A 1717-nucleotide genomic window follows, 5' to 3' on the forward strand; every position below is an offset into this window, starting at 1 on the left:
CCTGGATGCCCGCAACCAGCTAACCCAAGATCAAACAAATACCTGACCAGTTACGTGATCCCAAGGACGTTATCGTCCAGATAGTCGCATCGATCGACGATGTCCCTACCCTCGAGGAAACCGACGCGATGCTGGAAGAGCTACGCAAGCTTCCCCGTACTGCAGACACGATCAAGTTGATCGACGACCTGCTGGGGATCCGTTCGCTGCTCGACGCGACATTCTGAGAACGCGCGCCGAGTAGCGAAGCGAACCTAGGCTGGGTGGCGCACCGGTTTGCCTACGGTGCGCCCAGGTCTGCCCGGTCTGACCTCGGAAGACTACTGCTGGGCGCCGAACGGCTGGCCGCCCTGGTTGCGCTGCTGGCCGCCACTGAAGCGCTCGCCGGACGATCCGATTCGGCCGGTGCCGACGCCCGCCAGCTGCCGCAGACGATTCTCGACGTACTGCTCACTGTGGTGCGTCCTGTCCGCAATCCGCGCGACGAGGTCCTCGATGTCGGTCGCGGCATCGAGATCCGCCGGGCTGACCTGATTGAACTGGTCAAGGACGCGGTAGCGAAGCTGCTGCCAGTTCTGGCGCAGCTGCTGTTCCACCTGCTGGCGCTGCTCCTGCTGGGCCATTTCGTGATCCCTTCTGGCCATTCCTCGAACGTGTTGTGGGTGCGAGAGGGACGGTACCCCAGCCGGTTCGGACAGCGCCAAACCAACATCGGATTTGAATGTATGCACCCAGCTTGGGGCATCGGGTACCCGGTAACCCGCAGCGTTCCGGACATGCATATGTCGAGCGGTCGGCCGGGATCTCCGTCTCGGCGAGCCACCGGCCGTTCACCTGGGCGAACAGGTGGCCGAACAGGTCGTCCTGCTTGTCGTCCTGATTATGGTCCGGTCTCACCGAGTTCGGCGGTCCCGGTGGAAGGCGGCGGGGGCGGTGAAGGCACCTCGGCGTTGATTCCCAGGCCGTCGGGCATGGCGTGGATGCCGTCGGTATAAAAGTTTTTCCGGGTGACGTCGTCGACGTCGGTGTTCGGGTCGTCGGCGGCACTTGTTGACGGGTGGGTGAGCTGGATTCCGATCATGCCGTGCATCGCGGACCACAGGAGCTCGGCGGTCTGTTCCGGGTCATCCTCGTAACCGCGGCGGCCGCGATAGCGCTGTCGGTCGCCGGCGTCGACCTGGCGCGGCCAGCACCTGCAGGAAGGCTGCGGGGGCTACTGCGGCCGGGTGCAGCTGACCCAGCAACCGCAGACCTCCACCGGATGTGTGCCGGTCACGAACGGAGAACTTGTCCTCGTGACCGACAACGAGTCAACGGGGAGCGCCCCTACTGATCTTTAATGCGCGATGCCGGTCGATGGACCATGATGATGGCTCCATGGCCGGTCCGGTGACGGCGAAGTACCCCTCGGGCAGATCAGAACGGTGCCGGACCGGCCCGCGGACGGTTCCCGGCCGGCGCACAACCCCGCCCCCGCCCCCGACCGGTGATCAAGGTGTTCCGTGGAACCGCGTCGCGGTCGTCACCGTCGCTGCTGCCACGTCCGCACGGTTCTATCCCGGTCGGAGTCCCGGTCGGGGTCCGAGTCCCGGTCCGGGTCGGGGTCGGGGTCGACGATTACGTTCCGTGGTCGATGAGGGAGTCGGGAGTGGGGGTGTGCGTGGGAACGGTGCTACCTGGGTCCTTCTGTAGGGACAGACCGGACGCCGAACCCACC

2 protein-coding genes are annotated in these 1717 nt (G+C 65.2%); both read right to left on the reverse strand.

Going from position 1 to position 1717, the window contains the following annotated elements; genetic code table 11:
* Positions 1-320 precede the first annotated feature (320 nt).
* Entirely contained in the window at positions 321-623 is a 303-nt protein-coding gene (locus G6R25_RS23800; protein WP_165699253.1) for a hypothetical protein, read from the reverse strand.
* A gap of 257 nt (positions 624-880) precedes the next feature.
* The gene (locus tag G6R25_RS23805) at positions 881-1081 is read right to left on the reverse strand and encodes a hypothetical protein (RefSeq protein WP_163554640.1); all 201 of its coding nucleotides are present in this window, start codon (positions 1079-1081) and stop codon (positions 881-883) included.
* Positions 1082-1717 lie beyond the last annotated feature (636 nt).

Source organism: Candidatus Frankia alpina (assembly GCF_902806485.1).
GTDB classification, from domain to species: domain Bacteria; phylum Actinomycetota; class Actinomycetes; order Frankiales; family Frankiaceae; genus Frankia; species Frankia alpina.

Excerpts from the sequence above, each read along its gene's own strand:
- G6R25_RS23800 (WP_165699253.1), bottom strand. The coding sequence starts at position 623 with ATGGCCCAGCAGGAGCAGCGCCAGCAGGTGGAACAGCAGCTGCGCCAG.
- G6R25_RS23805 (WP_163554640.1), bottom strand. The coding sequence starts at position 1,081 with ATGATCGGAATCCAGCTCACCCACCCGTCAACAAGTGCCGCCGACGAC.